This is a genomic window from Streptomyces sp. NPDC059010, from assembly GCF_042740355.1.
In the GTDB taxonomy this organism is placed as follows: domain Bacteria; phylum Actinomycetota; class Actinomycetes; order Streptomycetales; family Streptomycetaceae; genus Streptomyces.
The window spans coordinates 79117-103718 of the sequence record NZ_JBHYJA010000023.1; the positions used below are offsets into that span (position 1 = coordinate 79117).

Annotated in this window: 25 protein-coding genes; 12 read left to right on the forward strand and 13 right to left on the reverse strand. The window is 72.1% G+C overall.

Going from position 1 to position 24602, the window contains the following annotated elements; all coding sequences use genetic code 11:
• The first annotated feature begins 21 nt into the window (after positions 1–21).
• Complete coding sequence (locus tag ACFWYS_RS24855) at positions 22–801, forward strand: alpha/beta fold hydrolase (RefSeq protein WP_384772924.1); 780 nt, start codon at positions 22–24, stop codon at positions 799–801.
• Positions 802–893: 92 nt separating this feature from the next.
• Here the strand turns inward: ACFWYS_RS24855 and ACFWYS_RS24860 are convergent, their stop codons facing one another.
• Positions 894–1610, reverse strand: a complete 717-nt coding sequence (locus ACFWYS_RS24860; RefSeq protein WP_384772927.1) for a lipoprotein — start codon at positions 1608–1610, stop codon at positions 894–896.
• A gap of 100 nt (positions 1611–1710) precedes the next feature.
• Here ACFWYS_RS24860 and ACFWYS_RS24865 point away from each other — a divergent pair, with 100 nt between their 5' ends.
• Positions 1711–2502 (forward strand): maleylpyruvate isomerase family mycothiol-dependent enzyme, encoded by a 792-nt coding sequence (locus ACFWYS_RS24865; protein WP_384772930.1) that lies wholly within the window; start codon positions 1711–1713, stop codon positions 2500–2502.
• Positions 2503–2512: 10 nt separating this feature from the next.
• On the opposite strand, the gene ACFWYS_RS24870 is transcribed toward ACFWYS_RS24865, so the two are convergent.
• Positions 2513–3154, reverse strand: a complete 642-nt coding sequence (locus tag ACFWYS_RS24870) for a M15 family metallopeptidase (RefSeq protein WP_384772932.1) — start codon at positions 3152–3154, stop codon at positions 2513–2515.
• Positions 3155–3241: 87 nt separating this feature from the next.
• On the opposite strand from ACFWYS_RS24870, the gene ACFWYS_RS24875 reads away from it, so the two are divergent.
• Together ACFWYS_RS24875 and ACFWYS_RS24880 are read left to right on the forward strand one after the other, a co-directional pair.
• Positions 3242–3937: a response regulator transcription factor gene (locus ACFWYS_RS24875; RefSeq protein ID WP_384772935.1), complete on the forward strand. Its 696-nt coding sequence runs from the start codon at positions 3242–3244 to the stop codon at positions 3935–3937.
• Positions 3938–3947: 10 nt separating this feature from the next.
• On the forward strand, positions 3948–5042 hold the full coding sequence (locus ACFWYS_RS24880; protein WP_384772937.1) for a sensor histidine kinase: 1095 nt from the start codon (positions 3948–3950) through the stop codon (positions 5040–5042).
• On the opposite strand, the gene ACFWYS_RS24885 is transcribed toward ACFWYS_RS24880, so the two are convergent.
• Entirely contained in the window at positions 4999–5685 is a 687-nt protein-coding gene (locus tag ACFWYS_RS24885) for a VanZ family protein (protein WP_384772940.1), read from the reverse strand. The genes ACFWYS_RS24880 and ACFWYS_RS24885 overlap by 44 nt on opposite strands.
• Before the next feature lie 244 nt (positions 5686–5929).
• On the opposite strand from ACFWYS_RS24885, the gene ACFWYS_RS24890 reads away from it, so the two are divergent.
• Positions 5930–6589 (forward strand): class I SAM-dependent methyltransferase, encoded by a 660-nt coding sequence (locus tag ACFWYS_RS24890; RefSeq protein WP_384772943.1) that lies wholly within the window; start codon positions 5930–5932, stop codon positions 6587–6589.
• A 19-nt stretch (positions 6590–6608) separates the two neighbouring features.
• Here the strand turns inward: ACFWYS_RS24890 and ACFWYS_RS24895 are convergent, their stop codons facing one another.
• Together ACFWYS_RS24895 and ACFWYS_RS24900 are read right to left on the reverse strand one after the other, a co-directional pair.
• On the reverse strand, positions 6609–8198 hold the full coding sequence (locus ACFWYS_RS24895; protein ID WP_384772946.1) for a glycerol-3-phosphate dehydrogenase/oxidase: 1590 nt from the start codon (positions 8196–8198) through the stop codon (positions 6609–6611).
• Positions 8195–8794: a TetR/AcrR family transcriptional regulator gene (locus ACFWYS_RS24900; RefSeq protein ID WP_384772949.1), complete on the reverse strand. Its 600-nt coding sequence runs from the start codon at positions 8792–8794 to the stop codon at positions 8195–8197. The genes ACFWYS_RS24895 and ACFWYS_RS24900 overlap by 4 nt, the downstream gene beginning before the upstream one ends.
• Before the next feature lie 73 nt (positions 8795–8867).
• Here ACFWYS_RS24900 and ACFWYS_RS24905 point away from each other — a divergent pair, with 73 nt between their 5' ends.
• Together ACFWYS_RS24905 and ACFWYS_RS24910 are read left to right on the forward strand one after the other, a co-directional pair.
• A complete protein-coding gene (locus tag ACFWYS_RS24905; protein WP_384773116.1) occupies positions 8868–10466 on the forward strand; it encodes an FAD-binding oxidoreductase in 1599 nt (532 codons plus the stop codon).
• A 138-nt stretch (positions 10467–10604) separates the two neighbouring features.
• On the forward strand, positions 10605–11486 hold the full coding sequence (locus ACFWYS_RS24910) for a YegS/Rv2252/BmrU family lipid kinase (protein ID WP_384772952.1): 882 nt from the start codon (positions 10605–10607) through the stop codon (positions 11484–11486).
• A gap of 41 nt (positions 11487–11527) precedes the next feature.
• On the opposite strand, the gene ACFWYS_RS24915 is transcribed toward ACFWYS_RS24910, so the two are convergent.
• Positions 11528–11893: a helix-turn-helix transcriptional regulator gene (locus ACFWYS_RS24915; protein WP_384772955.1), complete on the reverse strand. Its 366-nt coding sequence runs from the start codon at positions 11891–11893 to the stop codon at positions 11528–11530.
• Between the two features lie 139 nt (positions 11894–12032).
• Here ACFWYS_RS24915 and ACFWYS_RS24920 point away from each other — a divergent pair, with 139 nt between their 5' ends.
• The 3 genes from ACFWYS_RS24920 to ACFWYS_RS24930 all read left to right on the forward strand — a co-directional run bounded on the left by ACFWYS_RS24920 (position 12033) and on the right by ACFWYS_RS24930 (position 15497).
• Entirely contained in the window at positions 12033–12740 is a 708-nt protein-coding gene (locus ACFWYS_RS24920) for an anti-sigma factor antagonist (RefSeq protein ID WP_384772957.1), read from the forward strand.
• A 64-nt stretch (positions 12741–12804) separates the two neighbouring features.
• Positions 12805–13257 (forward strand): flavodoxin family protein, encoded by a 453-nt coding sequence (locus ACFWYS_RS24925; RefSeq protein WP_384772960.1) that lies wholly within the window; start codon positions 12805–12807, stop codon positions 13255–13257.
• 185 nt (positions 13258–13442) lie between these two features.
• Positions 13443–15497, forward strand: a complete 2055-nt coding sequence (locus tag ACFWYS_RS24930) for a DUF1996 domain-containing protein (protein WP_384773119.1) — start codon at positions 13443–13445, stop codon at positions 15495–15497.
• 170 nt (positions 15498–15667) lie between these two features.
• On the opposite strand, the gene ACFWYS_RS24935 is transcribed toward ACFWYS_RS24930, so the two are convergent.
• A complete protein-coding gene (locus ACFWYS_RS24935; RefSeq protein ID WP_384772963.1) occupies positions 15668–16429 on the reverse strand; it encodes a YqjF family protein in 762 nt (253 codons plus the stop codon).
• 48 nt (positions 16430–16477) lie between these two features.
• Complete coding sequence (locus tag ACFWYS_RS24940; RefSeq protein ID WP_384772965.1) at positions 16478–17128, reverse strand: TetR/AcrR family transcriptional regulator; 651 nt, start codon at positions 17126–17128, stop codon at positions 16478–16480.
• A gap of 57 nt (positions 17129–17185) precedes the next feature.
• Here ACFWYS_RS24940 and ACFWYS_RS24945 point away from each other — a divergent pair, with 57 nt between their 5' ends.
• Positions 17186–17872, forward strand: coding sequence for a class II aldolase/adducin family protein (locus ACFWYS_RS24945; protein ID WP_384772968.1), 687 nt, complete (start codon positions 17186–17188; stop codon positions 17870–17872).
• Positions 17869–18798, forward strand: coding sequence for a carbohydrate kinase family protein (locus ACFWYS_RS24950; RefSeq protein ID WP_384772971.1), 930 nt, complete (start codon positions 17869–17871; stop codon positions 18796–18798). Before ACFWYS_RS24945 ends, ACFWYS_RS24950 begins: the two co-directional genes overlap by 4 nt.
• A 10-nt stretch (positions 18799–18808) precedes the next feature.
• Here the strand turns inward: ACFWYS_RS24950 and ACFWYS_RS24955 are convergent, their stop codons facing one another.
• The 5 genes from ACFWYS_RS24955 to ACFWYS_RS24975 all read right to left on the reverse strand — a co-directional run bounded on the left by ACFWYS_RS24955 (position 18809) and on the right by ACFWYS_RS24975 (position 24552).
• Positions 18809–19801: a TAXI family TRAP transporter solute-binding subunit gene (locus ACFWYS_RS24955; RefSeq protein WP_384772974.1), complete on the reverse strand. Its 993-nt coding sequence runs from the start codon at positions 19799–19801 to the stop codon at positions 18809–18811.
• The gene (locus ACFWYS_RS24960; RefSeq protein WP_384772976.1) at positions 19798–21216 is read right to left on the reverse strand and encodes an ATP-binding protein; all 1419 of its coding nucleotides are present in this window, start codon (positions 21214–21216) and stop codon (positions 19798–19800) included. The genes ACFWYS_RS24955 and ACFWYS_RS24960 overlap by 4 nt, the downstream gene beginning before the upstream one ends.
• Positions 21217–21225: 9 nt before the next feature.
• On the reverse strand, positions 21226–21885 hold the full coding sequence (locus ACFWYS_RS24965; RefSeq protein ID WP_384773122.1) for a response regulator transcription factor: 660 nt from the start codon (positions 21883–21885) through the stop codon (positions 21226–21228).
• Between the two features lie 17 nt (positions 21886–21902).
• Positions 21903–23246 carry an MFS transporter gene (locus ACFWYS_RS24970; RefSeq protein WP_384772979.1) on the reverse strand — a complete coding sequence of 448 codons (1344 nt, stop codon included), beginning with the start codon at positions 23244–23246 and terminating at the stop codon, positions 21903–21905.
• Positions 23247–23358: 112 nt separating this feature from the next.
• The gene (locus tag ACFWYS_RS24975; protein WP_384772981.1) at positions 23359–24552 is read right to left on the reverse strand and encodes a serine hydrolase domain-containing protein; all 1194 of its coding nucleotides are present in this window, start codon (positions 24550–24552) and stop codon (positions 23359–23361) included.
• Positions 24553–24602: the final 50 nt, after the last annotated feature.

Below are 24602 nucleotides of genomic sequence, written 5' to 3' on the forward strand. Positions count from 1 at the left end.
CCCGCACTCCAGGAGGCCACCATGCCGCAGCTCGAAGTCGACGGCGCAGCGCTGACGTACGACGACGAGGGCCCGCGCGACGGCGACGGTGTGCCCCTGGTGTTCGTCCACGGCTGGACGGCCGACCGGCACCGCTGGGACCACCAGATGGCCCACTTCTCCGAGCAGCGGCGGGTCGTCCGGCTCGACCTGCGCGGGCACGGGGAGAGCACCGGGGCGGGAGTGCGGACGGTCGGCGCCCTGGCGGCGGACGTCCTGGCCCTGCTCAACCACCTCAAGATCGAGCGGTTCGTGATCATCGGCCACTCGATGGGCGGCATGATCGCCCAGACCATCGCCCTGGCCCACCCGGAGCGGGTCGAGCGCATGGTGCTGGTGAACTCCATCGCCAAGATGGCCTTCAGCCGCGGCCGGGCCCTGCTGATGTCCGCCTCGACACTCGCCCCCTTCAAGCTGTTCGTCGCCGCCAACATCCAGCGCGCCTTCGCCCCCGGGCACCCGCGCGAGGAGATCCGCGAGTACATCCGGGCCTCCGCCGACACCCCCCGGGAGGTCGTCATGACGCTGTACGGCGCCATGCGGGCCTTCGATGTGCTGGACAGGGTCGGCGAGATACGGACGCCGACCCTGATGGTGCACGGCTACCACGACATCCAGCTGCCCGTCTCCCAGATGCTGCGGATGGCCAAGGCCTACCCGGACGCGGTGATCCGCATCGTGGACGCCGGCCATGAGCTGCCGGTGGAGAAGCCCGCCGAACTGACGACGGCCCTCGACCGCTTCCTCACCGACCATGGGTGAGCAGTCGTAGAGCGGCGTCCTGACCGACCCCGGGGCACGTGTCCGGCGCGGCACCTTCTTCCGCCCGCGCCGGACGCACCGGCACCTGCCGCTCAGCCCACCCGCAGGGTCCGCTTGGCGAGTTCGTACGCCGGCAGCATCTGCTGGTGTTCCTCGGTGTCCATCCCGCCGAGGTGGATGACGACCGGACCCTTCTTCGTGGTGACGGCCAGGGCGGACTCCTCCTTCGTCTCCTCCAGCAGCTTGCTCGTGAAGAGGTACTTCACCTCGACTCCCGAGACGCCGCCCGTCTTGAACGAGCTGTACTTGGCCTTGCTCGTGTTCTTCTCCGCCGCCACGAAGGCCTCCAGCACGGCGCGTGCGTCGTCGTCGCCCGGCTTGCCGGTCCAGATACGGAGGAAGCCGATGTTCCCCGCCGGCTTGGCGTCCACCTCGCACGCGGCCGTGACCGGGCCCTGGTGCAGGAGCGCGTCGGCGATGTCCTCGGCCAGCTCTGCCTTCTCGGGATCGGCCGAACCGCTGTCGCCGTCGGCCGCCTTCTCCTCGTCCGCCCCGGTCTCGACGGCCTCCGCCTCCCAGTACTGGGCGATGTCGAACGTGACCGGCAGCTCGCAGGCCGACCCGGCGCCGCCGATGGTGCCGCCGCTCTTCACCGCCGCAGCGCTGTCACTGGCCGCCTCGGCCGACGCCGAAGCACCGGCCGACGCCTTCGAGTCGTCCTCCGCCGCCTCCGAACAGCCCGTCAGCACCCCGGCCAGCAAGGCCACCTGGGCCAGCCCGCACCGGACTCGTCTCGCCCCCACCAGCATCGTGATCTCTCCCCACCCCTGATTTCTGATCTTGCTCAGCGGTATACGGTATCCGAGGCCACCGACAAGGCGGTTGGGTGCCCTGCGGCATCATGAGGCGATGACCTCGCTGACCTTCGACCGCCACTGCGAAGAGATCGTCACCCAGACCGAACGGCTCACCGCCCATGTACGCGGCGCGGACATGACCGCGCCGGTGCTCTCCTGCCCCGGCTGGAACCTCGGCCAGCTACTGCGGCACGTGGGCGGCGACCATCGCTGGGCCGAGGAGATCGTACGGACCCGGGCGACCGGCCCGGTCCCCGACGACCAGGTGAACGACCTGTCCGCCTACCGCAGTGAGGACGAGTCCTTCCTGATCCCCTGGCTCCTCGAAGGCGCCGAACGCCTCAGCGACGCCCTGCGCACCGCCGGACCCGGCGCCCACGCCTGGAACCCCTCGGAGGACGGGTCCGCGCCGGTGGCGTTCTGGGCCCGGCGCATGACCTACGAGACCGTCGTGCACCGCGCCGACGCGGCCCAGGCGACCGGAGCTCTGTTCGCGCTGGAGAGCGACCTCGCCGCCGAGGCGGTCGAGGAGTGGCTGGAGTACTCGACCTTCCCCGAGGCCTTCGAGCCCCGGCCGGACCTGCCCGACCTGCTCGCCCCCGACCGCACGCTCCACTTCGACGCGACCGACGCCGGAGCATGGCTCGTCGACCTCACCGGCGAACGCCCGGACTGGCGCCCCGGTGCCGACCACGCGACCGCGACGGCCCGCGGCTCCGTCAAGGACCTGCTCCTGTACTTCTACCGGCGCCCCGCACCCACCATCGAGACCCGGGGCGACACGGCACTGCTCGACCTCTGGCGCACCCGCGCGGGCTTCTGGCTGGAGGCGCCCGGGGAGTGAAACAGGCCGGTCACTGCCGCATCCTCGGGTCCTGGGTGGGGTCGGCATACATACGCGGGCAACCACGATCGATCGCATCGGTGCGCAGTTCGTAGTGCCAGGGTTCGTTCCGGTAGATCTGGCACAGCCCGTACTCGGCACCATGGTCGGACAGCCACACCGTGGCATTGGATCCCCCGATGTCGATCGCGTCTCCCGACACGTGAGGGGACGTGTCCGCGGTGGCCACCCATCGGGCGGCTTCGTCCTCCGAGCCGTACTTCGAGACCGCCTCACGAAGAAGCTGATCCTGGCGCTCCGGGGAACGCCAGCCGCTGTTGACGTAGAACTTGACGCCGTCCTCAGCGGCGTCCCCCGCCGCTGAGCGCAGGGCCCGGAGCAGATCGGGGCGGAGGTTGGCCACGGCGGGATAGCCGTCGTCGAACACCGTCACACCGTCGGGGACGGCACCGCCGGCCTCGCCGAGCGAGGGTGCGGCCGAAGAGGATGGTGACGGGGGCGAGGAGGACGAGGCACTCTGCGACCGGAAGCCGAGGGCTGCGGTGATCGCTGCTACGACGCACAACAGGCCGACGACGCATAACAGGCCGAGGACAAGGAGCCGGCGAATCCGGCGGGGCGTCTTGGGTGCGAATCGCGGGGTTCGAGGCATGCTCTCAGGCAAGGCAGAGCAGCGTTGCCAGCATGTATGCGGATTTCGATACGCCGACGATATGCGTCGGCTCGTAGCATCGGCACCATGCGTGTGTTGGTCGTCGAGGACGAGCCCTATCTGGCAGAAGCCATCCGAGACGGCCTGCGCCTGGAAGCGATCGCCGCCGACCTCGCAGGTGACGGCGACACCGCTTGGGAACTGCTGAGCATCAACGCCTACGACATCGCCGTCCTCGACCGCGACATCCCCGGACCGTCCGGTGACGAGATCGCCCAACGCATCGTCGCCTCCGGCAGCGGTCTGCCGATCCTGATGCTCACCGCCGCCGACCGTCTCGACGACAAGGCCTCCGGATTCGGACTCGGCGCCGACGACTACCTCACGAAGCCGTTCGAGCTGCAAGAACTCGCGCTCAGACTCAGGGCACTCGACCGCAGACGCGCGCACAACAGGCCGCCCGTGCGGGAGATCGCGGGTCTGCGGCTGGACCCGTTCCGCCGCGAGGTCCACCGCGACGGCCGCTACGTCGCGCTCACCAGGAAACAGTTCGCCGTGCTCGAAGTCCTCGTCGCCGCCGAAGGCGGCGTCGTCAGCGCCGAAGAGCTGCTGGAGCGGGCGTGGGACGAGAACGCCGACCCGTTCACCAACGCCGTGCGCATCACCGTCTCGGCACTGCGCAAACGCCTCGGCGAACCCTGGATCATCGCCACCGTGCCGGGCGTCGGCTACCGCATCGACGCGCGAGCGGAGGCCGGACGCGAGGGAGGAGACGGTGGATAGGGCACCCGGGGTGAGCGTTCGCTTCAAGCTCACCCTCAGCTACGCCGGATTCCTCATCGTCGCAGGTGCCTTGCTGCTCGCGGCGGTGTGGCTGTTCCTCCTGCGTTACGTCCCCAACAGGGCGATGCTCATCAACCCCGACGACAAGCCCACCAACGGCGTTTTCCCCGTCCGGTCCGTCCTGCTGAGCGTGTTCGCTCCGAGGGCGGTCGCGGTGATGGCGTTCCTGCTGGTGTTCGGCCTCGTGGGAGGGTGGATCCTCGCCGGCCGGATGCTCGCCCCGCTGAACCGGATCACCCACGCCACACGTACGGCGGCGAACGGATCACTTTCCCACCGGATCCGGCTGCCGGGCCGCAGGGACGAGTTCCGTGAACTCGCCGATGCCTTCGACGCCATGCTTGCCCGGCTCGAAGAACACGTCGCCGAGCAGCGGAGATTCGCGAGCAACGCCTCGCACGAGCTGCGCACCCCGCTGGCGGTCTCGAAGGCACTTCTCGATGTGGCCCGCGCCGATCCGGCACACGACGCCGGCGAAGTCATCGACCGCCTCCACGCCGTCAACAGCCGGGCGATCGTCCTCACCGAGGCGTTGCTCCTGCTCAGCCGCGCCGACCAGCGGTCCTTCACCCGAGAACACGTCGATCTGTCCCTCCTGGCGGAAGAAGCCGCCGAAGCGCTCGTCCCCCTCGCCGAGAAGCGCGGCGTCACCCTCGAAACCTCCGGCGACATCACCCCCACCATGGGCTCGCACGCGCTCCTGCTGCAGCTGACGACGAACCTCGTGCACAACGCGATCGTCCACAACCTGCCTGAACAGGGCGCCGTGTGGGTGCATACGAGCGTCCGCGCCAAGACGGTGGCGCTCACTGTCGAGAACACCGGTGAGAACCTCACCCCAGAGCTGGTCTCGACACTCACCGAACCGTTCCGGCGTGGCACCGAGCGCATCCACACCGACCACGCAGGGGTCGGCCTGGGCCTGGCCATCGTCAAATCCATCACCCAGGCACACGACGGAACCCTCACCCTCACCCCGCGCTCGGCCGGCGGGCTCCGCATCACCGTGGAACTGCCCGCGGCATCCCCGACGCTCGGGCCGTAGCGCGCCACCAGGGGCGCGAGGCCAGGGCGGCCAGTACGGCGCCGGCGGTGTTGAGCAGCACGTCGTCCACGGATGACACCCGGTCGAGCCGCAGTACGTACTGCGCGGTCTCGACCAGGACCGAGCAGCCTCCCGCCAGCGCCAGGATCCGCGGCAGTGACGTCAGCGCCCTGAACCGCAGCGGGGCGAGGAACCCCAGCGCCGCGAACACCAGCAGATTGCCGACGATCTGGCTGGTCGCCATCGTGAGCAGGTCCCGCAGTGGTACCAGGCTCACCACGGCGCCGTCCTCGTCGCCCGGCAACATGATCATCCACACCCATGGCACCGTCCCGTAGACGATGCCGACCTCGGCCAGCGACATCCGCCACGCCCCCGTGACGCCGGTGGCACTCCGACGGCGTGCCAGCGCCCACGCCGCCAGCGCGGCCAACGGCAGTGCGGCCACCGTGATGAGCGCCACGCCGTTGAACGTGCCGACCCAGACGTGCCACTCGGGTCTGCGCAGTGGCATGGACAGCATCCGCAGTACGGTGCCGACCGGCCCGAACACGGCGATCGCCGCACCGAGGAGCGCCAGAGCGGCGATCACGATCCTGCGGGTACGACGGGCCGGGGCTGACAGTGATGTGCTGTGGTCCATGCCCGCATTGAAGGCGGGAGGCGATATCGCGGGCGTATGCGTTTCAGCAGTCCTCTGGTCCGTGGCCGCCCGGTCCATGGGCGCCCGGTCCCTCGTCGCCCGGTCCGTGGTCGCAGGCCGCCCGGGCGTTTTTGCCGAACCGGCAAGACTCTTCGCCCCGGTTCGTTCAGTCGCGCACGCTGGCCGAGCGTGGATCCGGTCCCGGACGGGTCCCGCCACGACACCCGCGCGCTCAGGAGGCGACATGACCGAGACCCCCGATGTGACCCAGCCCGCCGCCCTCAGGGCCGCCGAGTTCTGGGAAGCCCGCTACCGCGACGGCGGCCCCCTGTGGAGCGGTCGCCCCAACGCGCTGCTCGTCCGTGAGGCCGGTGACCTCGGGCCGGGCAGTGCGCTCGACCTGGGCTGCGGTGAAGGGGCCGACGCGGTGTGGCTCGCCTCGCGCGGCTGGCGGGTCACCGGCGTCGACATCTCGCACACGGCGCTGGAACGTGCCGCCCGGCACGCAGCCGAGGCAGGGGTGGGCGACCGTACGGTCTGGGAACGTCATGTGCTGGGAGAGACGTTCCCCGAGGGCTCCTTCGACCTGGTGAACGCGCAGTTCCTGCAGTCCCCGGTCGCACTCGACCAGCAGCGGGTCCTGCGGCAGGCCGCGGCGGCGGTCGCGGCGGGCGGCACACTGCTGATCGTCATGCACGCCGGCTGGCCCTCGTGGCAGACCGAGCCGCCCTTCGAGGCGCAGTTCCCGACCCTGGACAGCGTCCTCGACGAGCTCGCCCTGCCGAAGGCCGAATGGACCGTGCGGACACGGGAAACGGTGCGCAAGGCGAGCGTCTCACCCGACGGCGCGGAGGGCTTCCGGGACGACCACGTGTGGCGGATCCGGCGGCGCGCTGACGCCTGACGCACCCCGCCGCCCGCCCCTACAGCTCACCCACCTGAGCCGACAGGTCGCCCACCACCTCGCGCACCGCGTCCAGCGCCGCCGCCCGGTCCGCGGGCACCAGCCCGATCCGGGTACGCCGGTCCAGCAGATCGGCCTCGTCCAGGGCACCTTCATGGCGCACGGCCCACAGCAGTTCGGCTCCGGTGACGGGATGCCCCGGCAGCACGGGTTCGTTGAGCCGGGGATCGCGCGCACCGAGCGCCCGCACGGCCGCTGCCTCGGTGCCGTAGCGCTGGACCAGGCGACGCGGTGCCCGCACGGAGCCGAGGGTGTCGGGCGATGCGGCACCGACGAGGGGGAGGGAGGCGGTCGGGGAGGGGCCGGCGGTGAGGCGGCGGGCGGCGACGGCCGCGTCCACGGCGTCCTCTGCCATGCGCCGGTAGGTGGTGAGCTTGCCGCCGACCACCGTGATCACACCCTCCGACGAGGTGAGGACCGCGTGCCGGCGGGAGATGTCGGAGGTCCTGGGCGCGGCGCCGGAGCCGTCGTCCGGCGCCGTGTCGAGCAGCGGTCGCAGCCCCGCGAACGCCCCGACGACGTCGTCGCGTCGGACCGGTACGTCCAGGACGGAGCCGAGGACGTCGAGGAGGAAACCGATGTCCGACTCGGGCACCTCGGGGACGTCGGGGATGTCACCCTCGACGGGCTCGTCGGTGAGGCCGACGTAGACCCGGCCGTCGCCCTGGGGCAGCACGAGGACGAAGCGGTTGGTCTCCCCGGGGACCGGGACGTGCAACCCTGCGGGCAGCGGGCCGAGGTGCTCGGAGCGCAGGACCAGATGGGTGCCGCGGGACGGGCGGATCCGGATGCCGTCCACCAGGCCGCCGGCCCAGACGCCGGAGGCGTTGATGACGACGCGGGCCCTGATCTCGCCCTCCTCGCCGGTGAGTTCGTCGCGCACGCGGGCGCCGGACGCGGTGAGCTCCAGGGCCCTGACGCGGGTCAGGACGCGGGCGCCCCGGGCGGCGGCGGTGCGGGCGATCGCCGTCACCAGACGGGCGTCGTCGGTGAGCCGGCCGTCCCAGGACAGCAGGCCGCCGCGCAGGCCCTGGGTGCGCAGGGCGGGAGCGAGGTGCCGGGTCTCCACCGTGGAGAGACGGCGCGGGGCGGGCAGGGTGGCGCGGGCCGTGCGGGCGGCCAGGCGCAGCGTGTCACCGGCCCGGAATCCGGCCCAGGCCAGGGCGGACTGGGCGCGGGAGACCAGGGGAGTCAGGGGCAGCACGAACGGCTGGGCGCGCACCAGATGCGGTGCCGTGCGCTCCATCAGCACCCCGCGCTCGACCGCGCTCTCGTGCGCCACGTCCAGCTGCGCAGAGGCGAGATAGCGCAGCCCGCCGTGGATCAGCTTGCTACTGAAGCGGGAGGTGCCGAACGCCAGGTCGTGGGCGTCGACGGCGGCCACCGTCAGACCCCGCGCGGCGGCGTCCAGGGCGGCCCCGGCGCCGGTCGCGCCCAGCCCGACGACCAGGACGTCCACGACCGGACCGCCGACGGTCTCGGCCAGCTCGCGCGAGCGCCGGGCCGCGGACAGCGACGAATCGGAGACCGGGGGAGTGGCAGTGCTCATGGGGTGAGGGTCCTCTCCAGGATGCCGCGCAGTTCCGCGAGGAATGCCTCGCTGCTCAGGTCGGTGTCGTCCTCGTCGGTCATCGTCCGCAGCGAGAGCGTGAAGGACTGGACGATCAACAGCAGGGCCCGCGCCTGCCGTTCGACATGGCCCTCCCGGACGGACCCGTCGGCGTGCCCCTCCCGCAGCGCGTCCGCGAGCAGGGCGAGCAGGGCCTCCTGGCTCGCGCCGCGCCGGTCGAGGACGTACGGAAGGAGCAGTTCGGGGTCGACGTCCACGATCTTCTGGAAGAGCGGGTGGGCACGGAAGTCCTTCGCCCCGGCCACGAGCCCCTCGACGATCAGGGCGCGCGTGTCCGTCCCGGGCCGGCGCTCGGGCATGGCCCCGGTGGCCACCGCGACCCACTCCCGGGTCATCAGGTCCCCCACCAGCGAGCGCACATCGGGCCACCGCCGGTACAGCGTCATCCGGGAGACACCCGCGCGGCGGGCCACGTCGGTCAGCGTCGTACGGCGGACTCCGACGGCCAGGACGCAGTCGCGCACCGCGTCGAGCACCGTGTCGCCGTCCGAGTGGTTGTGACGAATAGGCGTCATGTGTCACAGTGTAACGCCTGTGAGGCCGTGCCGGACACGGCATCGCTCGAATCGACCGGTGAGGACGACCGCCATGGACATGTTGTGGAGCGGCTGGGGCGACCCGGCCAAGGCGGCGGCGCTGCCCGAGAGCGTGACCGGGCTGCTGCGCGATCTGCTCGGCGTCAAGCCGCGCACCGCCGGGCCGGTCGCCCTGGAGGACATCGCCGTACCCGAGCCGGGACTCGAACCCGCCGCACGCCAGGCCCTGTCCGACGCGGTCGGCGGCGAGGAGCACGTCCGGTACGACGCGGAGACCCGCGTCCGGCACACCCGCGGCAAGTCCACCCCCGACCTGCTGCGCATCCGCGACGGCGAGGTCGACGACATCCCCGCGGCCGTCGCGCTCCCCGCCACCCACGACGACGTGCTCGCCGTCCTGCGCGCCTGCGCCGAACACGGCCTGCCCGTCGTCCCGTTCGGCGGCGGCACCTCTGTGGTCGGCGGCCTCGCCCCCACCCGGCGTGGCCCCTTCGTCGCCCTGGACCTGCGCCGCATGGACCAGCTCCTCGCGCTCGACCCGGTCTCCCGCACCGCCACCCTGCAACCGGGACTGCGCGCCCCGCAGGCCGAGGCGCTGCTGGCCGGACAGGGCTTCACCCTCGGCCACTTCCCCCAGTCCTACGAGTGGGCCACCATCGGCGGTTTCGCCGCCACCCGCTCCAGCGGCCAGGCCTCCGCCGGCTACGGCCGCTTCGACGAGATGGTCCTCGGCCTGACCCTCGCCACCCCCGACGGCACCCTCGACACGGGCCGCGCACCGCGCTCGGCGGCCGGCCCCGATCTGCGCCAGCTGCTGCTCGGCTCGGAGGGCGCGTTCGGTGTCATCACGTCCGTCACCGTGCGGATCCGGCCGGTCCCCGAGACCCGGGTGTACGAGGGCTGGCGGTTCGCCTCGTTCGAGGAGGGCGCCGCCGCGCTGCGCCGGCTCGCCCAGGACGGCCCGCGTCCGACGGTGCTGCGGCTGTCCGACGAGACCGAGACCCTGATCGGCCTCGCCCAGCCCGACGTGATCGGCGCCGCTGCCGCAGGTCAGCAGCCCACCGGATGCATGGCGATCGCCGGCTACGAAGGCACGGACGAGGACACCTCGTACCGCAGGGAGCGGGCCCGGGCCGTCCTGCGGGCGTGCGGCGGCACCCCGCTCGGCGAGGAACCGGGACAGCGCTGGGCCCACGGCCGCTACTCGGCGCCCTATCTGCGGGACTCCCTGCTGGACGCCGGGGCGTTCGCCGAGACCCTGGAGACGGCGACCTTCTGGTCACGCCTCCCCGAGCTGTACGCGTCCGTCCGCGACGCCCTCACCGGCACGCTCACCGAGTCCGGCACCCCGCCCCTGGTCATGTGCCACATCTCCCACGTCTACGAGAACGGCGCCTCGCTGTACTTCACCGTCGTCTCCGCACAGGGCGACGACCCGGTCGCACACTGGGAGAAGGCCAAGCACGCGGCCAACGAGGCGATCCTCGGCGCGGGCGGCACGATCACCCACCACCACGGCGTGGGCACCGACCACCGCGACTGGTACGTCCGTGAGGCCGGCCCCCTCGGCATCGAGGCGCTGCGTGCCGTCAAGCGCCGACTGGACCCGGCGGGCCTGCTCAACCCCGGCGTCCTGCTGCCGCTCGACTGACCCGGGCACCAGGACCGCCACCCCCCCACCTGCGCCCCCACACCGGCCCCTACACCTGGGCCCCGCATACGCCACCCCCCACACCCACCACCCGCCCGCCTCCGGCAGCTCCCTCCCGTCGGCCCGAAAGGCACCCCGATGAGACAGTTCACCGCCATCGTCAACCCCACGGCGGGCGGATCCGCCTCAGCCGCCGCGCTGCTGGACGTGGCCCGGCCGCTGCGGGAGGCCGGGGCCGACCTGGAGACCCAGTACAGCCGCAGCCTCGCCCACGCCCAGGAACTGGCGCGGGACGCCTCAGAGCGGGGCCGGGTGGTGCTCGCCGTCGGCGGCGACGGAATGGCCGGCGGCATCGGCGGAGCCCTCAGCGGCACCGACGCCCTGCTCGGCCTCGTCCCGGCCGGGCGCGGCAACGACTTCGCCCGGGCGCTCGGCCTGCCGACCGAGCCGTCGGCGCTCACCGAGGTACTGCTCCACCACGAACCCCGCAAGGTCGACACCATCGAGGTGGAGTCGGCCGTCCACGACCGCACGGTGGTCCTCGGCAGCGTGTACGCGGGCGTGGACGCACTCGCCAACCGCCACGCCAACAACGCCACCCTGCTGCGCGGCGCCGCTTCCTACTACGCGGGCGGCCTGCGCGCCGTCACCGGCTGGCGCCCCGCCCGCTATCGGGTCACCGTCGACGGCCAGGAACACCTGCACACCGGCTACACGGTCGTCGCCGCCAACTCCGGCTACTACGGCTCCGGCCGCCTCATCGCCCCCGACGCCCGCGTGGACGACGGCCTGCTGGAAGTGGTGATGATCCGCGAGGCACCACGACTGCTGTTCTTCGCCCTGATGAACGAGCTCAAGACCGGCGCCCATGTCCACCGCCCCCAGGTGACGATCCTGCGCGGCAAGGAGATCCGGATCGCGGCCGACCGCGAGGTGCCCTACGGCGCCGACGGCGAGGTCGAGGCCACCCTCCCCGTCACGGTCAGGGTCCTGCCGGGAGCGCTGCGCGTGCTGTGCTGAGCCCCCGCGACCGGGACTCCCGGGCTCCGGTGGCGCGACGGTCATCCGCCGTCTAACGGCCTCCTCGGGCGCGCCGCCCTCAGGTGCTCGGACGCCGTGCCGCGCTCGACCTCGTCCTGGAGGAGCAGCGAGAGCAGCGCGGCCACCGGCAGCCCCGCCTCGGCGGGGTGCCGCAGCAGCTTGCCGGGCTCGATCCGGTAGGTGTTGGTGCGTCCATGGCGGATGTGGGACAGATAGCCGTCCCGCTCCAGATCGGAAATGATCTTCTGGACGGCCCGCTCGGTGAGGCGGCAGTGCGCCGCGATGTGCCGAATGCGGATGTTCGAGTTGTCGGCGATGACCGCCAGCACCCGGGCATGGTTCGTCAGGAAGGTCCATCCGGTGTGCGGCTCAGGGGCTGCATCCATGGTTCAACACTACGACTGACCATTCACGTATACAAAAACACGTACTGCATTTCATGTATCTGTTGACGTGTTCGGTGGTCCGGGTTCAGTCTGGTACGGACTGATACGGAGACGAGGAGCATCCGAGGGAGAGGCGGTCATGCCCGAACTCGTGTCCCCCACACCGGAGGCGAGCCCGCTGGTGACATGCCTGCGCCCTGACGGCGACCGGGTCATGGTCACGGTCCGCGGAGATCTAGACCTCGACACCAGCGAGCAGTTCCGAAAGGTCCTGCGGGAAGCCCTGAACCGCTCGGTCCACGGCATCCGTCTGGATCTTGAAGGCGTCCCCTTCTGCGACTGCTCCGCCCTCAACATCCTGCTCACCCTGCGCGACCGGGCCCTGGCACAGGCCAAGACGGTCTCCCTGCACTCCGCCAGTACCGCGGTCGAGCGTCTCCTCACCTTGACCGGCACACGGGCGCTGTTCGCAGACGGCGCCGAAGCCGACGGCTGCGAACCCAATCGCGCCGAAGCCAACGAGTCACAAGGCAACGGCTTGGAAGGCAACGGCTCCGAAGGCAACGGCTCCGAAGTGACCGACGGCGATCTGAGGATCGAACTCGCCCAGCTGCGCCGGGCCATGCAGACCCGGCCGACCATCGATCTGGCCCGGGGCATCCTGATGGCGTCCTTCGGCCTGAGTACCGAGGAAGCCTGGAAGGTCCTCGTCACGGCCTCCCAGAACACCAACACGAAACTGCACTCGCTGGCCGGAGAGGTGGTCACCGCGATCAAGGGCGACCCGCTGCCCGACTCGGTGCAGGAGCAACTGTCGTCCGCGGTCTCCAGGGTCACCTCCTCCTGAGCGCCCGTCAGCCGCCGGAGCGCCCCGGTTGCGCCGATCGGCAGCGCGACGGCAGGGTTCGGGTGTGCCTACCTTGCTGATCGTCCATCACACCCCCTCGCCGAACTGCCAGGCCATGCTCGAAGCCGTCGTCTCCGGCGCCACGGACCCGGACATCGAGAACGTCGACGTCGTACGGCGTCCGGCGCTGTCGGCCACCGCGAGCGACGTACTGGCCGCCGACGCCTACCTCCTGGGCACCCCGGCGAACCTCGGCTACATCTCGGGGGCCCTCAAGCACTTCTTCGACCAGGTCTACTACCCGTGCCTGGACGCCACACGGGGGCGGCCCTTCGGCTACTACGTGCACGGCGGCAGCGATGTCACCGGGGCCGTGCGGGCGATCGACTCCATCACCACCGGCCTCGCCTGGCGACCCGCCGCGCAGCCGGTCACCGTGACGGGCGAACCCGGCAAGAACGACATCGAGGCGTGCTGGGAACTGGGCGCGACGCTGGCCGCCGGCCTCATGAACTGACCGTTGCGATAAGAAATTTCTGTGAATTCGTGAGGCGTTTGAACACGATGCGGCCCGCCTCCGTATAGGACCGGGGGATTTTCATGCCCTGACCGACCACGAGGCGTAGGAGTACTTCCTTGGGACGCAGCACGCGAAGACGCCCCACGGGCGCACGGCGAGCGACCTTTGCAGCGGTCGCGCTGATGTTGGGCGGCGGCGGCCTGGTTGCGGCCAACGTCTACGCCTCCGCGACCGAGGGCGGCGGGACGGAACAGGCCCAGACCCTGTCCTCCCCGTCCGGCACCATCGACTGCCCGGACGTGGGCACCAAGCTGACGGCCGTACCGGAGGGGGCGAAGGAGGACGTCGCCAAGGAACTCGCCCTCCTGGACCAGCAGATCGCCGACGCCTACCAGCGACTGACGGAGTCCGCACAGGCCATCCAGCAGGACGCGGGCTTCGCCGACAACGCGATCATGAATCCGCTGAAGGAGAAGCGCGGCGCGACGATCGAACGCATCGCTATCGCCGTAGACCGCGAGGGGGACCGGCCGCAGGGCCTGGAGTCCCTCGCCTCCTGCACGCTGCGCGCCAACGACAGCGGTGACGGCGACAAGGGCGACGGCGGCCAGGCCGACGGCGGTGACGACCAGGCGGGTGCCGAGCAGGGCGCCCAGCAGCCGGGCAACGGCGGACAGCAGCCCGGCAACGGCGGCCAGGCGGGCAACGGAGGCCAGGCCGGGAACGGCCCCGTCGCCGCGGACTACGTGGACATCAAGTCCGTCCAGCCGAACGTGCCGAGCCCGGCCCTGCAGTCGGACGCCTCCCGCGGCACCTTCGCCACCAGCTGCGGAGTGAACGAGAACGGCCTGTTCAACTCCGACAACGTGATCGTGGCCCCCGGTGTCTCCAACGGCGCCCACCACTTCCACGACTACATCGGCAACCAGTCCAACACCGCCTTCGCGAGCGACGAGGACCTGGCGAACGCCGAGACGAGCTGTGTCGACCAGGGCGACAAGTCCACGTACTACTGGCCCGTGATCCGCCTGCAGAACGGCGGCCAGGAACAGGACGCCAACTCGCCCGGCGGCGGCATCGAGGGCAACGCCGGCGAGATCGTCACTCCCAAGGAAGTGACGCTGAACTTCGTGGGCAACCCGCGCAGCAAGGTCACCGAGATGCCGCGTCTGCTGCGCATCATCACCGGTGACGCCAAGGCGTTCGTCAACGGCACCGCCAACGCCAACGCCTCCTGGAGCTGCACCGGCTTCGAGGACCGGCAGCTGAAGGACAAGTACCCGCTGTGCCCGCAGGGCAGCGACGTGGTGCGTAGCTTCAAGTTCCAGAGCTGCTGGGACGGCCAGAACATCGACAGCGCCAACCACCGCGCCCACGTGGCGTTCGCCGCGGCCGACGGCAGCTGCGCGAACGGCTTCAAGGCCATCCCGCAGCTGGTGCAGCGGATCGTCTACGACGTCGACGCGCCGAGCCTGCAGGACGGCGGCAGGACGACCCCGCTGTTCGCGGTGGACTCCTTCCCGGAGCAGCTGCACAAGCCGGTCACCGACCACGGCGACTTCATCAACGTCTTCAGCGAGGACCTGATGGGCGAGATGGTCGACTGCATCAACGAGGGCCGCAAGTGCGGCGCCGGTGCCGACGAGGGCGGCGACCCGGGCCAGGAGGAGCCGACCGAGCAGCCGACCGAGGCCCCCACCACCCCGCCGGCCGGTGACGACAAGCCGGAGCAGCCCGGCAACGGAGGCGGCGACGAGCAGACGAAGCCGCCGGCGACCGACGACCCGGCCACCGAGGCCCCCGAGACCGAGGCTCCGGCGACGGAGGACCCGGCGACCGAGGACCCGGCGACGGAGGACCCGGCCGACGAGGCTCCCGCCACCGAGGCTCCCTCGGACGGCAACGCCGGTGACGACGCCGGTGCCGACTACCCGTCGAACGACGACAAGCCGACCGTGTCCAGCACGGTCGCGCCCAAGTCGTACGGCACTCCGTCGGCCGCCGCGGGCGACGACCAGGCGCAGGGCGGCTCGGGCGACGACGAGAACGCGGGAGGCGCCGCAGCTCAGACGCAGCCCGCCGGCGACGACACCGAGGACAGCCTGGGGACGAAGCCGCAGGCGGTCGGGGGCAACCTCGCCGAGACGGGCACCACGCTGTGGCCGGCCGCGGCCGGTGCCGTCCTCCTCATCGGCGGTCTCCTGGTGCTGGTCCGCGCCCGGCGCAGCGCCCGGTAGAGGTGACGACGCGAGGCAGCGGCGCGTGAGGCGGCGCTGACGTTCGGCAAGGGCCCGGACCGGTCAACCCGGTCCGGGCCCTCTCGCGTTCTCCGCCGCGGCCCGTTGTCGAGGTCGTACCGGAGGACGTAGCGGCCTCGCCGAGCTTCGGATTTCGCCAGCCGAGCGGGTCATGGAGTGGGAATGCCCGCCGGGCGCGCGGGCCGGCCCAGGCGGACCGGTACGCCGGGGGAGTACAGGACGCTCACCGGGGCGGCGCTCGGGGCGGGCAGGCCGGCCGCGGCGATCAGGTTCTCCTCGCAGGCGATCAGCTCGGCGCGGTACAGGGGCCAGCGCGGGTGGTCGTTGGGCAGGTACGCGAGCGGCTCGGGCCCGCCGAAGAAGGCGTTGTGCATGCCCCAGCGTGCGGTGAGGAAGTGCTCCAGCTCGGTGGGTTCCTCGATGCGTTCACCGGTGCGCACGCTGATCCGGCTGGACGCGCCGCGCGGGCCGGGCCAGCGCCGGGAACTCGTGTAGGTGACGGTGTCGCCGTCCGCGCGCACGGTCATCCGCGACCACAGGTACGGCAGCCGGAAGCCGACGCGCCCCATCACGACCGGGATCAGCCGCGACGCGTCCATCGACCGGAACACCACGCCGCGCCGCCCGTGCGCGTCCACGGAGTACAGGCGCACATTGGTCTCGGGAAAGGTCCCGAGATACGGCACCCCGGGCAGCCGCAGCCAGCCGACCCGATGCATCCGGAAGGCGACGAGCCCGACGTACGTGACCCCGTCGTGCGTGTCCGGAACGGTACCTCTCGGCAGCAGCCCCGCCACCGCGTCCGGTTCGACGGCCCAGTGGATGAAGGCCAGGTCGAGCCACTGCTGGGTGAGGAGCGGGGCACGTATGAGGGCGGGCGCGTCCGGGGTGACAGGCGTGGGATTCGGCACGCCGCCCAGAATGGCAGAGCCCGGATCCGCCCCGCTGCGGGCCCCGGGTCAGCGATAGCGCGCGGCGATACCCGTGAGATACCCGCGCAGCATCAGAGCGGCTTCGCCCAGGAGTCCCGGATCGCCCGCGGGGTCGCGGCGGAACGCCTCCTGAGCGAGCGCGTCGGCGGCGAGCACCGCGGCGTGGCAGGCACGGGTGAGTGCCTCGTCGTCGTGGGCGAGGCCGAGGACCAGCAGGATGCGCCGGACCCCGTCCGCCATACGGCGCTTGTGCTCGCGGTCCGCCGCGCGGGTCTGCTCGGTCAGGCCGCCGCCGAACCACAGCGCCCGGAAGCCGTGTTCGGTGCGGTAGATCGCGGCGTACGCGTCGATGAGGACGCCGACGGGGTCGTCCCACTGCTCGGCCCCGGCCACGGCGACGAGGTCGTCCATCGCGGCTTCTAGGCGGGCGAGATAGCCGGACGCGAGGGCGTCGATGATGGCGTCGCGGTCAGGCAGGTACTGGTACAGCGAACCGACCGAGACGCCCGCCTCCGCCGCGACCCGGGTCGTGGTCAGCGCCTGCACCCCCTCGCCGACCAGCACACGCTCGGCGGCCTCAAGGACCCGGGCCAGCCGCGCTCTGCTGCGCGCCTGCTGGGGAGTGCGACGCAGGGGGACGGGCCAGCCGCCGCCAGGTTCCGCGGCCGGATCACCCATGCACGACCTCCAAAGCTGAACGTGACTTTGTTTCAGGTTTACGTTACCGTCGCGCGCATGACAGGCTCAAGCTCGGTGCTGGGTCAGGAACGCGCCGCCGTGGCCGAGGCGTGCCGTCGGCTGGGGGCGGAGCGGCTGCTCATCGGCACCGCCGGCAATGTCAGCACACGGGTGGACGACCGGGTCGCGATCACGGCGACCGGCGCCGTGCTCGCCGAACTCACGGCCGACGAGGTGACCGTGGTCGACCTCGACGGAAACCTCGTGGCCGGGACACTGGAGCCCACCTCCGAACTCGACCTGCACCTCGGTGTCTACCGTCGCTACGGCGCGGGCGCGGTCGTCCACACCCACGCCCCGCTTGCCACCGCACTGTCCTGTGTGCTCGATGAACTGCCCTGCATCCACTACCAGTTGCTCACCCTGGGCGGCTCGGTGCGCGTGGCGCCGTACGCCACGTTCGGCACCCCGGAGCTCGCCGAGTCGGTCCTCACGGCGCTGGAGGGCCGCAGCGCCGCGCTGATGGCCAGCCACGGCGCCCTCACCCACGCCCCGACGCTGGACAAGGCCGTCGAACACGCGCTGCTGCTGGAGTGGGCGTGCGGCGTCTACCGGCACGCGGCCGCCCTCGGCACACCCCGCGTCCTCGACGAGCGGCAGCAACTCGCGGTGATCGAGGCCGCGATCGCCCGGAACTACGGCACCACCCACCCCGTACCACCCGTGCAGGAGGGAAACCGATGAAGGTCGTCACGATGGGCGTGCACGTACTGGACGTGCTGGTGCGGCCGGTGGAGGCGATACCCGAGGGCCAGGGCGCGACACTGGTGCAGGACATCAGGATGACCGCGGCCGGGACGGCCGGCGGGACCGCGCTCACCCTCGCCAAGCTCGGCGCGCTCGTCCGCAGCGCCGGCGCCATCGGCTCCGACCCCACCGGCGACATGCTGGTTCAGCTCCTCGACACGGCCGGCATCGACACCCGCTTCCTGGTCCGCCGCACGGACACCCCCACCTCGGCCAGCGTCCTGCCCATCCGCCCCAATGGCGACCGCCCCTCGCTCCACCTCCTCGGCGCCAACATCACCTACGGCCCCGACGACGTGCCCTGGGACGCGCTCGCCGAAGCGGACCACCTCCACCTCGGCGGCCCCGAGCTGATCGGCGTCGACACCGCCGCGCGCATCCTGGCGTACGCCAAGGAGCACGGCGTGGTCACCTCGGTGGATCTGCTCGCCCCCGGCGCGCTGGGCAGCTTCGAGCAGATCGAGGCAGCGCTGCCCTACGTCGACCACATGCTGCCGAACGAGGACCAGGTCCTCGGCTTCACCGGCGAGACGGACCTCGTCGCGGGCGCCCAGAAACTCCTCGCCGCCGGAGCCGGCCTGGTCGCGGTCACCCGCGGCGGCGACGGCGCGCTCCTGGTGACCCCGGACGGCACCGAGAAGGTGCCCGCCTTCGCGGTCGACGTGGTCGACACCACCGGCTGCGGCGACGCGTTCTCGGCCGGCTTCGTGCGCGGCACGGGCCTGGGCCGCACCCCGTACGACTCCGCCGTCCTCGGCTGCGCGGCGGCGGCCCTGGTGGCCCAGGGCCTCGGCAGCGACCACGGTGACTTCGACCTGGCCGCCGCCGACGCCTTCGCCGCGGCACACGAGCCCCGCTCGTAGGCCTGCCGAGCTACCCGTGCAGCTCGCGGTAAGCGAGCACCGCCCCGGGATGCAGCGGCACGGCCCCCGTGGAGATCAGGCTGCGGACGTCGAGGAACTGGGTGCCGAGGGCCGTGGCGGGGACCAGGTGGGTGGCCCGGCGTACCAGGACGTCGGTGAGGGCGGCGGCGACGGATGCGGGCAGGTCGGGGCGGCACAGCAGGAGGTTGGCCACACCGATGGTGGTCACCTCGGGAGTGCCGCGATACGCCCCGGCCGGTACCGTCACCGCTTCGAGACCCGGCCCGGGGCTGCTCCTACCGGCACGCAGCCGGGGGAGCAGGTCGGCCAGCGGCAGGAGACGGATGCCGCTTCGGGCGTCGAGGCCGGAGAGCGTCGGCAGCGGCAGGCCGCCCGACACGAGCAGGGCGTCGATCGCACCGTCCCGCATCGCCCGTGCGGCCTGCGGCAGCAACAGGTGGCGTACGCGGACATCGGCGCCCGGGGTCAGGCCCGCCGCGCGCAGCAGCCGGTCGCCGAGTACGGCACCGCCGGATGCCGGGGCGCCCAGCGAGACGGTGCGGCCCGCCAGTTCGGCGACCGTGCGGATCGGGGCCTCGGCGCGCACGGCCAGCTGCAGGTAGTTCTCGTAGACCCGGCCGATCGCACACAGCGGTATCGGGCGGCCGAACGGTGCCGAGCCCCCGTGGGCGGCCCACGCGATGTCGGACAACGCCAGCGCGACCTCGGCCCGACCCGACTGGAGCAGCCGGATGTTGGCCACACTGGCCTCGCTGTTGAGCACCTCGCAGGACAGCCGGGGGTAGACGGCCCTCACCTGGTCGGCGAGCAGTTGACCGAATGCCGCGTAGAAGTTGCCGGACTCGCCGGTCGCGATCCGCAGCCTGCCCTGCGGGCCACGGTCCGCGTGCCGGGCGTCGGCCGTCGCGGCGGCCGCCACCAGCCCGGTGCACGCCGTACCGAATGCGGCGCGCAAGGCGGTGCGGCGGGTGGGACCGGTCATGCCGTAGCCCCCTTCGGACCGGATGCCCCGTGATCGGCGCGGGGGAGCACGACCCGGACGAGCAGGCCGTGCGGGTCGGCCCTGGCGAACTCGACGCGCCCGCCGTGACCGGCCACCAACTGCTCGGCGATCGCCAGGCCGAGTCCGCTGCCGCGGACGTCGCGATGGCGTTCCGAGCGCCAGAAGCGGATGCCCGCCTGGCTGAGTTCGCCGGCGGCGAGTCCCGGGCCGTCGTCCCGTACCTCGAACACCGCGTCCGGGCCGTCGGCGAAGCAGCGCGTCTCGACCCGGGCGCCGCTCCCGGCGTACTTGATCGCGTTGTCGAGCAGGATGTCGGCCACCTGGGCCAGTTCGCCTTCCGCGCAGGCCATCAGGACGGCGGGACCCGGGGCGAACTCCAGCCGGACTCCCTCCTGTTCGGCCACCGGCCACCACAGCTGGGCCTGGGCCGCGGCGACCGCCGTCGCGTCGCACCATGCCTGCCGTTCGCCCGTCACGGCCAGCTCCCCGGCGCGGTGCTCGGCGTCGGCGAGCGCCAGCAGGTCGTCCAGGAGGTGCTCCATGCGTTCCAGCTCGGCGGTCACGCCCGTGTACGTACGAGTGGCGGAGGCGGGCAGCCGCGGCTGGAGCGAGTCGATGCGCAGCCGCAGCGCGGCGAGCGGGTTGCGCAGCTGGTGCGAGGTGTCGGCGACCAGCCGGCGCTGCTGCTCCAGCGCCGTGGTCACCGCGTCGGCCATCCGGTTGAAGCCGGTGGCCAGCTGGCGCAGCTCGGGCGGACCACCGGCCCGGGCGTGCTCGGCCGGCAGCCCGGCGGCCAGCGCGCCGACCGCCCGGTCCAGATGGTGCAGCGGGCGTACGACCCACCGTGTGGCGGCACGGCCGAGCAGCACGCACGCCACCGCGATCAGCCCGGCACCGGCCAGGACCAGCGCCCAGCGCAGCGCGATGTCGTCGGCGGCGTCCCGCACCGACGCCCGCAGCACGACCGCCCCGGTCACCCGGGTGCCGGTGCCCACCGGGCGGGCCAGCAGCTTGTCGCCGCGGGACCAGGGGCGCAGGGTGCCGCCGGGGGACACGGGCTGGTTGCGCAGCGCCGCGTCCACGAGGCGGGTGACGGCCGGGTCGGCGGCCCGGATGCCGCCGGTCTGCACCACCGGGGCGCGACGGGCGTCGACGACCACGACCGCCTCGCCGTACAGCTCGGTGTACCGGGTGACCTCGGCGGTCAGCGCGCCGGTGTCGCCGCTCTCGGCGGCCTGGTCGGCCAGCGCCGCGAAACGGTCGAGGTCCGCGGTGCGGGCCGCGACGAGCTGCTCGGTGCGCTGCGTGGCGGTGACACCCAGCAGCGGTACGGCGAAACCCGCCACCGCGAGCACCGCGAAGGCCAGGACGACCGTCAGGACCCGGGTACGCATGGGCGCGGCTCAGTCGCCGAACCGGTAGCCGAAGCCACGGATCGTGATCAGGACGTCGGGGCGGCCGAGCTTGGCCCGCAGCTGCGTGAGATGGACGTCGAGGGAGCGGGACACCGCCAGATAGGCGTCGCCCCACACCTCGTCCATCAGCTGCTGGCGGCTGACGGCCGTGCCCGCCCGGGCCGCCAGCGCGGCCAGCACCGCGAACTCCTTGGTGGTCAGCCGCACTTCGGCCCCGCCGACCGTCACCCGGCGCGCGTCGAGATCGACCTCCACATCACCGGCGCGGACCGTCCGCGGCGCCGGAGCGGCCGGTGCCGTGGCGCGGCGGGTCACGGCCTCGATACGGGCCAGCAGCTCGGCCAGCCGGACCGGCTTGACCAGATAGTCGTCGGCACCGAGGCGCAGACCGCGCACCACCGACCGCTCGTCGCCCCGCGCGGTGAGCACCACCACGGGCAGAGCGCTCACCGCGCGCAGCTTGCGCAGCACCTCCAGGCCGTCGAGGTCGGGCAGCCCGAGATCGAGCAGCAGCAGATCGGTCTGGCGGTGGCGGGCGAGGACGTCCTCGCCGCGCCGCACCCGGGTGGGCAGATGACCGTGCTCGTACAGGACCTCGGTGAGCGCACCGGCCACACCGTCGTCGTCCTCGGCCAGCAGCACGCGCACGGTCGCCACCCTCCCACTCAGTCCCGAGCCTCGCTCTCCAGCGGCGATCCGTCCGACGTCTCGCGCATCCGAATGTAGACGAGCAGCGAGACCAGGACACAGGCGGTGACGTAGTAGAAGTACCAGGTCTCGTGCCCGGCGTTCTTGAACCAAAGGGCGACGTACTCCGCGGTCCCGCCGAACAGGGCCACGGTCAGCGCGTAGGGCAGGCCGACGCCCAGCGCCCGGATCGACGTCGGGAACAGCTCGGCCTTCACCACCGCGCTGATCGACGTGTACAGGGAGCTGACCGCCAGCGGGCCCACCATGAGCAGGAACGCGTACACGGGATCACTGGTGTGGGACAGCAGGGTCAGCGACGGCACCACGACCACGGCGCCCAGCACCCCGAACGCGATCAGCATCGGACGCCGCCCCACCCGGTCGGACAGCAGCCCCATGACCGGCTGGAGCAGCACGAACACCAGCAGCGCGAAGAAGTTGATCCAGGCCGCCGTCGGCTTGGCGATACCGCTGGTGTTGACCATGAACTTCTGCAGATACGTCGTGTACGTGTAGAAGAACAGCGTGCCGCCCATGGTCAGCCCGACGACCACCAGGCACTGCCGCGGGTAGGACAGCAGCATCCGCAGACTGCCGCGGGCCGGCCCGCCGTCCTTGCCGTCCCCGTCCTCGGCCGCCGCCCGCTCGAAGCTCTCCGACTCGTCCATGCCGCGCCGCAGCCACAGCACCACGATCGCGCCCGCCGCACCGACGACGAACGCCACCCGCCAGCCCCACGCCTCCATCTGCGCGGCGCTGAGCACCTGCTGCAGGATGATCTGCAGGCCGAGCGCCGTCAGCTGCCCGGCGATCAGCGTGACGTACTGGAAACTGGAGTAGTAGCCGCGCCGGCCGGGCGAGGCCACCTCCGACATGTACGTCGCCGACGTCGAGTACTCGCCGCCGACCGACAGCCCCTGCAGCAGCCGCGCGGTCACCAGCAGCACCGGTGCCGCGACGCCGATCGCGCCGTACGACGGGGTCAGTGCCACGATCAGCGAACCCGCCGCCATGAGCGTCACCGACAGGGTCAGCGCGGCTCGCCGGCCCCGGCGGTCGGCGTACCGTCCCAGCACCCAGCCGCCGATGGGGCGCATCAGGAAGCCGACCGCGAACACCGCGGCGGTGTTCAGCAGTTGGGCGGTCTGGTCGCCGGACGGAAAGAACGCGGCGGCGAAGTACACGCTGAACGCGGTGTACGCGTACCAGTCGTACCACTCGATGAGATTGCCGATCGATCCGCGCAGGATGTTGCTGACGACCCTGCGCTCACCGCGACGCGACTCCTTCGCGCCCACGGCCGTGGTCTGTGTGGCCATCGAAAACTCCCTTGTCTGTGGCCCGGGGAGCACACAGAGTCGACGCCACGACAGGGCCGTTCAACAGCGGGAACGAAGACCTAACAGTCCCTTAGGGCGGTGGGGGAGCGGGCTAGCGGCGAGCGGGCGGGCGGCGGCACTCGCACAGCGCCGTGCGGACGGCGGCCCGCATGTCGGCGCTCTGTGCGTCGGGGCCGCCCGGGCCGAGGTTCACCATGATCGTCGCCTGCCGGCCGTCGAGTGTGGCACCGCCCGCCGTCTCGAATCCGGGGAAGTCGCCGGTGTGCCCCCAGTAGCGGCCGCCGCAGGGTAGCGGCCTGCTCTCCAGACCGAGGCCGTACGCCCGCCCGTCCGGGCTGCCGGTCGGCCGGGTCCGCATCATCTCCCGGAGCTGGGCGGGGCGGAGCAACTCGCCGCGTACGAGCGCGTCCAGGAACCGGTTGAGGTCGCTCCCACTGGAGATCATCCCGCCGCCGGCACCCCCGACCGAGGGGTTGATCGCGGTGACATCGACGAGCGGCGCGTCCTCGCCCGGCCGTGCGTACCCCCGCGGATGCGGTCCGGGGATCGCCGGGTCGTCACCCGGTACGTAGGTCTCGTGCAGGCCGAGCGGCACGATGATCCGCCGGCGGATCTCCTCGCCGTACGACCGGCCGGTCACCCGCTCGATGAGCATTCCGGCCAGCAGGTAGCCCGTGGTGGAGTAGCGCCAGCCGGTGCCCGGCTCGAACGTCGGGGGGTGCGCGAGTGCGATGTTCACGAGGTCGCGGGCGTCGCGGTGGGCCAGCGGGTCCTTGAGGATCTCCGCAGGGCTGAGATGGTCGAGGACGTCGGGCACGCCGCTGGTGTGCTGGAGCAGCTGACGGACGGTGATCATCCGCCCGTCGTTGCCGTGTCCGCGGACGACGCCGGGCAGATAGCGCTCCACCGGGGCGTCGAGTACGACGCGATGCTCGCCGACCAGGCACAGCATGACCGTCGCCACGAACGGCTTGGTCATGCTGCCGATCCGGAACCTGCTGTCGGGGTGCACCGGGGCGTGGCTCGTCACATCGGCGACACCGCTGGTCAGAACGGTGCTGCCGTGCCGGTCGCGCACTTCGAGGAGGGCGCCGGGGGCGCCGTCGGCCGTGGTCAGCCGGTGGAGGAGCTCGCGGAGCCGGGCGTGGCCTCCGGGGTCACCGGCCTTGACCCCGGCGGCAGTGTCCCGCCACGGCACATCAGCGGCCGTCGCCTGGCCCACCGCGACACCCGCCGTCACGGCCAGGCCGAACAAGCCGCCCAGTACACCCCTGCGCTGGATCACATCTGCCCCCTCGGCCGGACCTGAGGCGGACGCCCTGGCCGCGGAGAGAC

Excerpts from the sequence above, each read along its gene's own strand:
- ACFWYS_RS24890 (WP_384772943.1), top strand. The coding sequence starts at position 5,930 with ATGACCGAGACCCCCGATGTGACCCAGCCCGCCGCCCTCAGGGCCGCC.
- ACFWYS_RS24915 (WP_384772955.1), bottom strand. The coding sequence starts at position 11,893 with ATGGATGCAGCCCCTGAGCCGCACACCGGATGGACCTTCCTGACGAAC.
- ACFWYS_RS24960 (WP_384772976.1), bottom strand. The coding sequence starts at position 21,216 with ATGCGTACCCGGGTCCTGACGGTCGTCCTGGCCTTCGCGGTGCTCGCG.
- ACFWYS_RS24970 (WP_384772979.1), bottom strand. The coding sequence starts at position 23,246 with ATGGCCACACAGACCACGGCCGTGGGCGCGAAGGAGTCGCGTCGCGGT.
- ACFWYS_RS24930 (WP_384773119.1), top strand. The coding sequence starts at position 13,443 with ATGTTGGGCGGCGGCGGCCTGGTTGCGGCCAACGTCTACGCCTCCGCG.
- ACFWYS_RS24865 (WP_384772930.1), top strand. The coding sequence starts at position 1,711 with ATGACCTCGCTGACCTTCGACCGCCACTGCGAAGAGATCGTCACCCAG.
- ACFWYS_RS24910 (WP_384772952.1), top strand. The coding sequence starts at position 10,605 with ATGAGACAGTTCACCGCCATCGTCAACCCCACGGCGGGCGGATCCGCC.
- ACFWYS_RS24895 (WP_384772946.1), bottom strand. The coding sequence starts at position 8,198 with ATGAGCACTGCCACTCCCCCGGTCTCCGATTCGTCGCTGTCCGCGGCC.
- ACFWYS_RS24875 (WP_384772935.1), top strand. The coding sequence starts at position 3,242 with ATGCGTGTGTTGGTCGTCGAGGACGAGCCCTATCTGGCAGAAGCCATC.
- ACFWYS_RS24950 (WP_384772971.1), top strand. The coding sequence starts at position 17,869 with ATGAAGGTCGTCACGATGGGCGTGCACGTACTGGACGTGCTGGTGCGG.
- ACFWYS_RS24860 (WP_384772927.1), bottom strand. The coding sequence starts at position 1,610 with ATGCTGGTGGGGGCGAGACGAGTCCGGTGCGGGCTGGCCCAGGTGGCC.
- ACFWYS_RS24945 (WP_384772968.1), top strand. The coding sequence starts at position 17,186 with ATGACAGGCTCAAGCTCGGTGCTGGGTCAGGAACGCGCCGCCGTGGCC.
- ACFWYS_RS24870 (WP_384772932.1), bottom strand. The coding sequence starts at position 3,154 with ATGCCTCGAACCCCGCGATTCGCACCCAAGACGCCCCGCCGGATTCGC.
- ACFWYS_RS24940 (WP_384772965.1), bottom strand. The coding sequence starts at position 17,128 with ATGGGTGATCCGGCCGCGGAACCTGGCGGCGGCTGGCCCGTCCCCCTG.
- ACFWYS_RS24905 (WP_384773116.1), top strand. The coding sequence starts at position 8,868 with ATGGACATGTTGTGGAGCGGCTGGGGCGACCCGGCCAAGGCGGCGGCG.
- ACFWYS_RS24855 (WP_384772924.1), top strand. The coding sequence starts at position 22 with ATGCCGCAGCTCGAAGTCGACGGCGCAGCGCTGACGTACGACGACGAG.
- ACFWYS_RS24885 (WP_384772940.1), bottom strand. The coding sequence starts at position 5,685 with ATGGACCACAGCACATCACTGTCAGCCCCGGCCCGTCGTACCCGCAGG.
- ACFWYS_RS24900 (WP_384772949.1), bottom strand. The coding sequence starts at position 8,794 with ATGACGCCTATTCGTCACAACCACTCGGACGGCGACACGGTGCTCGAC.
- ACFWYS_RS24920 (WP_384772957.1), top strand. The coding sequence starts at position 12,033 with ATGCCCGAACTCGTGTCCCCCACACCGGAGGCGAGCCCGCTGGTGACA.
- ACFWYS_RS24955 (WP_384772974.1), bottom strand. The coding sequence starts at position 19,801 with ATGACCGGTCCCACCCGCCGCACCGCCTTGCGCGCCGCATTCGGTACG.